Annotated in this window: 8 protein-coding genes; all 8 read right to left on the reverse strand. The window is 69.2% G+C overall.

The genetic code is table 11. From position 1 onward, the window contains the following. Positions 1–162: 162 nt before the first annotated feature. Positions 163–597 (reverse strand): MarR family transcriptional regulator, encoded by a 435-nt coding sequence (locus tag ACZ7KX_RS42245; RefSeq protein ID WP_355675980.1) that lies wholly within the window; start codon positions 595–597, stop codon positions 163–165. Then, complete coding sequence (locus tag ACZ7KX_RS42250; protein WP_470331271.1) at positions 594–1,127, reverse strand: MarR family transcriptional regulator; 534 nt, start codon at positions 1,125–1,127, stop codon at positions 594–596. The genes ACZ7KX_RS42245 and ACZ7KX_RS42250 overlap by 4 nt, the downstream gene beginning before the upstream one ends. 1,080 nt (positions 1,128–2,207) lie before the next feature. Next, positions 2,208–2,444, reverse strand: a complete 237-nt coding sequence (locus tag ACZ7KX_RS42255; protein WP_470331272.1) for a hypothetical protein — start codon at positions 2,442–2,444, stop codon at positions 2,208–2,210. 54 nt (positions 2,445–2,498) lie between these two features. After that, on the reverse strand, positions 2,499–3,398 hold the full coding sequence (locus ACZ7KX_RS42260; protein WP_470331273.1) for a hypothetical protein: 900 nt from the start codon (positions 3,396–3,398) through the stop codon (positions 2,499–2,501). Between the two features lie 796 nt (positions 3,399–4,194). Next, positions 4,195–4,764 carry a hypothetical protein gene (locus tag ACZ7KX_RS42265; RefSeq protein WP_470331274.1) on the reverse strand — a complete coding sequence of 190 codons (570 nt, stop codon included), beginning with the start codon at positions 4,762–4,764 and terminating at the stop codon, positions 4,195–4,197. A gap of 135 nt (positions 4,765–4,899) precedes the next feature. Continuing rightward, a complete protein-coding gene (locus tag ACZ7KX_RS42270) occupies positions 4,900–5,193 on the reverse strand; it encodes a hypothetical protein (RefSeq protein ID WP_470331275.1) in 294 nt (97 codons plus the stop codon). After that, positions 5,190–5,471 (reverse strand): hypothetical protein, encoded by a 282-nt coding sequence (locus tag ACZ7KX_RS42275; protein WP_470331257.1) that lies wholly within the window; start codon positions 5,469–5,471, stop codon positions 5,190–5,192. Before ACZ7KX_RS42275 ends, ACZ7KX_RS42270 begins: the two co-directional genes overlap by 4 nt. Before the next feature lie 506 nt (positions 5,472–5,977). After that, positions 5,978–7,051, reverse strand: coding sequence for a YaaC family protein (locus ACZ7KX_RS42280; RefSeq protein ID WP_470331276.1), 1,074 nt, complete (start codon positions 7,049–7,051; stop codon positions 5,978–5,980). Between the last annotated feature and the right edge of the window lie 210 nt (positions 7,052–7,261).

Below are 7,261 nucleotides of genomic sequence, written 5' to 3' on the forward strand. Positions count from 1 at the left end.
GCCAGAGGTCTTGGAGGAGGTCGTCAGCCACGACCGTTCATGATCGCGGTTCCGGTGACGCTCTGTGGCTCTGGCACGGAAAGTGATCCAGAACCCGTTTTCAGCCGTTGCCGACACCATCTCGACCTGGGGGGCGCTGTCAGCTTTCGGGCGGCGCAGGCCTTACTCCTGGTCGGGGACGGCCTTGATGGTGCGGCGGCGTCGGGCGTCGACGTTGCCGACTTTCCGGGGGCCTTCGGCCCGGGCATCGAGGGTGATCTCGGGCGCTTCCAGTGCTTCTCCGACCAAGCGGCGAATCTCGGGGTTGGAAGCGAAGAAGAAGCGGGGGTTGACCCGGTAACTTCCCGGGTCCGGGTGCTCGACCAGCTGGAGGGCCTCAAGCCGGGCCAGGGCCTCGTACGCAGTGGAGGTCGAGGTGCCGCAGTCGTGAGCGATCTCCTCGACGTCGGCGGTGATCGGGGCGAACACGGCACCGTGGCTGGTGAGCCATTCCAGGACGCTGCGCTGGCTGGCGGACAGGTTCAGCGTGTAGACGGGCGGCATGCCGAGGCTGTCCGGATCGAAGTCGCCGTGGTGACTGTGGGTGGCGGCGCTCATCGGGTGCCTCCGTTCGTCGTGCTCCTGGCCGTGGTGGTGCGGCGCGGTCCGGGCGTCTTGGCGGCAGCTTTCTCAGCGGCCTTCTTCGCGGCAGCGATCGCCTTGGCGTCTGGCGTGATCGGCGGCGGGTCCAACCTACGGCATGCCTGCACCTGGGCGTCTCCAGAGCCTTCCCAGAAACGCCGCGGGTTGAGCTGGTAGGTCTGGCTCCGGGGGCTGGTTTTGAGCAGGATGTTCAGCTTCACCAGGCGGGCGAGCGCCGTCTTCGCGGTTGTCTCCGTGGCCAGGATCGCCTCCGCCACGGCGGCTGCGGTCACCTTCACGGCCGCGCCGGCCCCACCGTTCGAGCGGACCCAGTCGATCGTCGCCCACTCCGCCCCGGACAGTGCCAAGGAGTACAGCGGCGCGTCGTCGGTGTAGGCGTTCAGGGTGTAGGAGCCGTCCATGGTGTGCGGCGTCCGGGGCTTCGGCGCAGGCAGCACCGCTCCCGTATCCAGGTTCACCAGGGCGATGTTGCCCCTGCGAGCCATGATGCTCCTCACCGTGCCGTCGCTGTCCGAGAACCGGTCCAACGACCGGTGCGCCACCAGGCTTCTAAGGGCTGGTTTTCCAGACGTTAGCTCCGAAAAACCAGACCTTAGCGGCAAGAATCTACAGGATCGGGCCCGAAAAACGCAGGCGCCTGGCAGCGTGTCGAGCCACCGTCTCCTCGCCGATCCCTGCCGTAACGTCTGGTTTTCTGGCGGCAGCGTCTGGAAAACCAGACGTTAGCGAGGGGAAAATCGCAGGTCAGGGCATATGTCTCTTCTTAGGTAGTAAAGGTAGGGCGTCACTCAGGCCTTCACCCCGATGGTCGTTGCCGTGGCCGTCACCCGCCCGGCTCCCCTGCCCCTGCCCTCCCACCGCCCGCTCTGGGCCCGGTGACAGGGCGAGGGGGGTGAGTGCAGGGCGGCCCGGGTCAACCCGTCCAGGCGGTAGAGGTTGGCAACAAGGTCTTCGTCGGTAGGTGGTGACGTTAGCGCCAGCTGAGTGACGGGCAGCGCGCGGTACTTGGTGCAGGTCGGATCGGCAGGCAGCTCCGCCCGGAACGGGCACTGACCAGGTCCATTGGGGGCAACTGCCCAGTGCCAGGGCCGGCCACGGCCCGGGCCGGTGCGGCGACGGGCCGGTGGCGGGGCCGGCCACGGCCCTGACAGCGGATCCGGCGGCGCAGGGCAGGCGCCAGGGGCTGGTCCAGCGCAGCCCTTGGCGCTGGCCACGGGTGCGGGGGCGGAGCACGCCGCGCCCAGCCACCCACACGGCCGCGGTCCGCATCGGTCCGCAGTTGCCGCCCGTACCCGGCCGTGCGGCAGGGCCGACGGCGGGCGCCCGGGCGGGTGGGGGAAGAGCGAAGGGGGAAAGTCCATTGTCGAGGCTGATGACGCGTCAGGTAGATGGCTTCCTCGAAGTGCGCAGAACACTGGCCGCAGCCAGCCCGAATCCCACCCTGCTCTTGTCTGGCTGTTGGCTGGAGTGCCCTGGCCCCCGTATGTCGCAAAGCTCATGGGCTATGGCAGGCAGCCCACTCGTGGGCTGCCTGCCATAGCGTTCATCGATTGCTGTCCGGGGTGCTACACGCGGGCACGGCGGCGGCTGTAGTGAGCGATCTCCAGCACGGCCAGCCCCCAGAACAGTCCGGACATGCCGGCCACCGGCTGGTGCAGATCCATGACGGTGCCGATGAGGTAGGCCGCCGCGGCAGCAGCCAGGCCGGCGCCGATGGCTGCGGCGTCACGGTAGATGGCGAATCCGGCACGCTGCTTGCCCGCGAGCAGGAATCCTCTGGAGACCGTGACGATGACGAACACGATCACTCCGCTCCACATGAACCACATGGAGGCACCCCCTCTACTTGGTGACGGTCAGTCGCAGTACTGGCCGCTGTAGGTCGACGCTACCCCGTAGCTCTTGAGCTTCACGCACTCGCCCTTGCCGACGGCGATCGCCGCCTGGGCAACGGTGACGGCGACGATGGGGTCGACGACGATGTCGAGCGGTCCGCCGACCGCGGTGATGATGGCGAGGGCGGTGGCCCCGCCACCGGCGATGGCCTGGGTCTCGCCCTTGTTGAAGTAGGCGGTGCCCGAGACGATGCCCCAGCTGAAGTGCGGGTCCGCGACGACCGGGAACGCGGTGGACTTGTTGGTCTCGATCGTCTGGGTGAGCTGGTCGCCCTGGAGCGTGTAGTGGGTCGGCAGGGCCTTGCCGGCGGCGTCCTTCGCCCAGGGGGCGTCGATGTGGCCCTTGGAGATGGCGATGCCCTCGCCCGCGTTCTGAACGATGTCGTAGCCGCCCGCGCCGTCGGCGATGAGGGTGGCTCCGGCGGGCAGGTCCAGGTTGAACGTCTGGCTGGTGGGCGCCGAGCTGTCCTTAAGCGTGATCAGGGCTCGCGCGCCGCCGTCGGTGGTGGCCTGGGCGGCGAAGTCGGTCGCCTTCTGGGCGTCGGTGTACACGACGGTGCCGACGCCGCCCTTGACGCCGGTGGAGGCCTTGGCGCCGGACAGGCTCAGTGCGACGGCGGTGCCGTCAGACGCGGTGGCGCTCAGGGCTCCTGCGGCGTTCGCCGGGGCGTTGACGGTCACTGTCTTGACGACGGCGCTCGCGGGACTGTCGGCGGTCGCCGTGGTGTCGGCCAGCGCAGCGGTGCCGGTGGCCTTCTCGACCACGACGGCCGTCGAGGTCTGCTGGCCGGGGCCGTCAGCGAAGGCGGGAACGGTGCCGGACGCGATGGCGGCAGCGGTGCAGGCCGCGAGAATGGCCATACCGAATCGACGGTTGGTGCTACGAACTTCGCGCATGATTCCCCCCAAGGGATGCGTTTTTTAGCCCACGAATCACCGTACAATTCGAAGGCAAAGCTAAATAAAGACATGGCAAAGAAGCGCCATGGATTTACCCGCCGCGAACACGGTCGGCCCGCTCTGGCGCCGACCGCGCAATGCGACTAAGGCTGTCGAAGACTGACAAATCAGCAGGTCAAACGCCCTGCATGGCACTCTGAAGGCGCCACTTCGATAACCCCCCGGTCTGTCGCTACCGGTCGGTAGCGACATGGCAAGTAAAGCATTCACACCGTTTCTCGGGGTCATATCTGAGCAAGATCTGAGCATCTTGATCAACGGACTGCCCGAGTTGTGTGTTCGCACCCCCTCTAGGGCGAAGAATCCCATCCGCCGATATTTCCCGGCGCTGCTTTAGCGGAACCGCATCCCCCGGATAATCGGGCAGGTCCAGAACGGTCCGGCCGGTGCGGTGACGGGCGGGCAGCAGGGCCGGCAGCGGTCCAGGCGGCAGCATGGCGACTCCAGTACCGCCGGGCGCTGGCCACAGATGCGGGGCGAACCACGCCACGCCAGACCCCGGGGCGCTATCGATCCGCAACGCCATGGCGGTTGCCGCCCGGCTCCGGCCGGGGAGGTAGGACACCGGGGTCACTGACGATGCGGGGAGCCCGAGAGGCCCGCCGAGCCGCAGCCAACGGCCGGGCACCGCCGACCGCCTCGGGCGCGTGATCGACAGCGCCCTGCTGCCCGAGGACCTCACCGACCTCGCCCTCTACTACCGGGCCAAGGCGCACCGCGACCTCGGCCGTTCAGCCGCCTCCCGCCAGGGCATGCAGCGGGCCGCCGCCGGCACCACCGCCTCGCCCCCGCCGCCCGCCGGGGACTGGCCCACCTCGCCCGCACGGCCGACGACTTTCCCACCGCCCTGGCCGCCGCCCAGAGCCTTGGCTGGGCCGGACGCCAGCACCGCGTCCTCGGCGGCCTGTGGTGGGTCCACGCCGAGATGGACCAGGCCGCCGCCGCCTGCGAGACCGCCCGTACCGACGCTGAGCAGCACGCCGTCGCCGGCGAGACCGCCACCTCCCAGGCCCAGCTCCCCTTCGTCCAGGCCTTCACCGACCCCGCTGCGGCCGACGACGACCTCGACCTCGCCGACCAGCGCCTGGCAGGCCTCGACCTGCGCGCCACCACCCTCGCCATCGCCCTGTGCTTCCACCACGCCGTCCTCAACGACGACGACGCGCTCGACACCGCGATCCGCGACCTCGACCAGCTCACCCGCGACCGCGACTACGCCTACTACACCGACATCGCCAGCTTCATGGCCGGCCGCGACCTGCGGCACCCCTCCCCGCTCGCTGGTTGGACGGCCCCGCCCCCGTCCGTGCCCGCTGGCGCGCCCTCGTCACGGACCGGCAGAACCGCCTCGCACGGCCGTAACGAAGCGGCCCGCCCCTCCGAGGAGGGGCGGGCCGGCCGATCAGTCCGCTCGCAGGATCCGCGAGACGTAGATCCCGGGCGGATCCGACGCCTCGTTCACCACGTACTCCACCAGCCCCAGATCCCGACGCAGCGGCGCCGAGTGCATCCCCGGACGGCCAGGCACCGGCATGCTCAGATGCGGGAAGGGGTTCTCACGCAGGTCGACGAGGAACGCCACCACTGCGGAGAACACGTCCGCGGGTGTGCCCGGGGCGCCGAGGACCTCCTCGACGGCCGGGGAGAGGGTGATCGGGTCGTGCTCGTCGTCCGGGAAGTCGCCGTGGTCGCTCACAGGGCCCCGAGTCGGCGCAGGACCGCGGACGCGGAGGTACCAGGGGCGGTGCCAGCCTGGACGGCGGCGTGAATGCGATCGCCCTCCGGGTCACGGTAGAGCTCCGCTCGCAGCCACCACCGCTTCAGCACGCCGCCGATCGTCTCGATGTCGGCTTCGCCCATCTCCCGGTAGAACTCCATCCGCTGCGCTGGCGGGAGCGCGGCGGCGACGGCGTCCTGGGTACGCGGGATGGGCTGCTGGCCGTCGTGGTGGCCGTGCAGGGGCGCTGCGCTCACCGTGTCCTCCGGGCGTCTCGTGCGGGCTGGGACCGGGTACCAGTGTCCCTCGTCGAGGCTTCCCGGTGGTACCCGGGTCCGTCCGGGATTCGACGAGCCGCCGGTTGACCTTCCGGGGCGGAGCGCGGCATCTGATGCTTACGCCGGTCTCGCCGCCCGGGGCACCTACCAGAGCTGGTAGGTGCCCACGCCGTGCTGAGGATGACCTGCTGCCAGGCCAGCGGCCCCGGCCTCGCCGACCGCCCGACATCTACGCGTTCAGCCCTCCCGCCGCATGCGCCAGCAGATCGACAACAGAGGCGAACCAATGCCGAAGGATCCACCCGGTCACCCGAGTGGATCCTTCGACGCGACCAGGCTGAGCAGACCGTGCTGATCCCCGGCAAGCACGCAGCAGTTCACCACACTCAACTCGCTGGCACCGACCCCGCCGACTGACGGATCCTTCTGCACGAATGGCTAGACGACACCGCTTCCGCCGCACCATCACCGTCCGGTGTAGCCAGTCAGGTAGTCACCTCGTCGAGGGTTTCGGCTATCACGATCGGGAGCACCCTGCGGGCCTCCGCCAGGAGCCGTTCGATGGGCACCGCGTGCACACTCTCGTCGACGTCGATGTGGTGGGCCCACTGTGCCGGCTGGTAGCGGACGAGATCGGACAGCACGTGCAGGACCGACCACCAGGCCATCAGCGGATGTATGCCGTGCGCCGAGCCCCAGATCGCTGGGGTGAAGTACCAGTTGCCGTCGTGGCACCGGGTCACCGGGATCAGCCGGGCAAGGTACTCGTCGTGGGTGAGCGCCCCGCCGTTGGGCGCGAAGAACGTCACTGCCATCGAGCCGGATCCGTCCGCTTCCCGCTCGTAGCGCCGGTCCAGACGTTCCTCGCCGTCGCGCTTCCACCAACTGATGTCCGGACCGTAGGCGCCGGGGAAGCGGGCAAGGTACTCGCTGAACGCGGTGTCCTTGTCGGGGGCGTCGAGGACCCGGGGCGGAAGGCCCGCGATGCGAATACCTCCCTGGAGATGCGGCTCCGGATGCAGATGGTGGTGGTCGACGAAGAGCGGCACCACCCGCTCCTTGCTGTCCTTGGAGAGCGGGACGTCCCTGCTAATCGGCAGACAGTCCCACAGCTCGGCGAACGTGACTGGCTGGTCGACCCACACAGGGGATCCGAGGAGGAGGGAGAGGCGAACGAAGCTTCCCCGATCACTGCAGGGCTTGGTGGGCGCCAGGATCGTTGGCAGATCTCCGTCCATTGCCCTCGTGCAGATCCCGTGGCCGTTGAGCTTCCACTTGTCCCCCTCCAGGCCCCGGGCGGCTGCCGCGATGGCCCGTCCGGCCTGACTCAGGCCGTAGAACAGCAGCAGCGGCTGGGTAGCCGGCCCTACCGCGTCAGCCGCCCGGAAGAACTGCTCCGCCTGCTCCAAAGCCGTGCTGAAAACCTCACGGCGCCACGGCTTCGGGACATCGCCCGGTTGCGCCAGTGCCGGCGCCGGGTCGGTCGCCCGTCCGGGCGGCGCGGAACGTGCCCCGCGCAGCGCGTTCCACGCGTCCTGGGAAGAGGTGTACGTGACCATGGCCGGACGCTACTCGCTGTGCCCGCCTCGGAGAAGCGAGTATCGGCGGCATCCGGCGCCGGGCGCTCATCCCTCGATGTCGCGGTCTGCATCGGTCCGCAGTTGCCGCCGGTTCCCCAGGGTCGTTTCAAAGTCCTGGTGAGCGCGTGAGTCCGCAGGTCACGGCGATGCAGGGATCCATGCTGGGCCGTCACGAACGCATCGAAGCTC

It is taken from the genome of Kitasatospora sp. NPDC038210 (genome assembly GCF_055600605.1).

Bases quoted from the DNA above. Each gene is read 5' to 3' on its own strand.
- ACZ7KX_RS42245 (WP_355675980.1), bottom strand. From the start codon at position 597: ATGAGCGCCGCCACCCACAGTCACCACGGCGACTTCGATCCGGACAGC.
- ACZ7KX_RS42250 (WP_470331271.1), bottom strand. From the start codon at position 1,127: ATGGCTCGCAGGGGCAACATCGCCCTGGTGAACCTGGATACGGGAGCG.
- ACZ7KX_RS42260 (WP_470331273.1), bottom strand. From the start codon at position 3,398: ATGGCCATTCTCGCGGCCTGCACCGCTGCCGCCATCGCGTCCGGCACC.
- ACZ7KX_RS42280 (WP_470331276.1), bottom strand. From the start codon at position 7,051: ATGGTCACGTACACCTCTTCCCAGGACGCGTGGAACGCGCTGCGCGGG.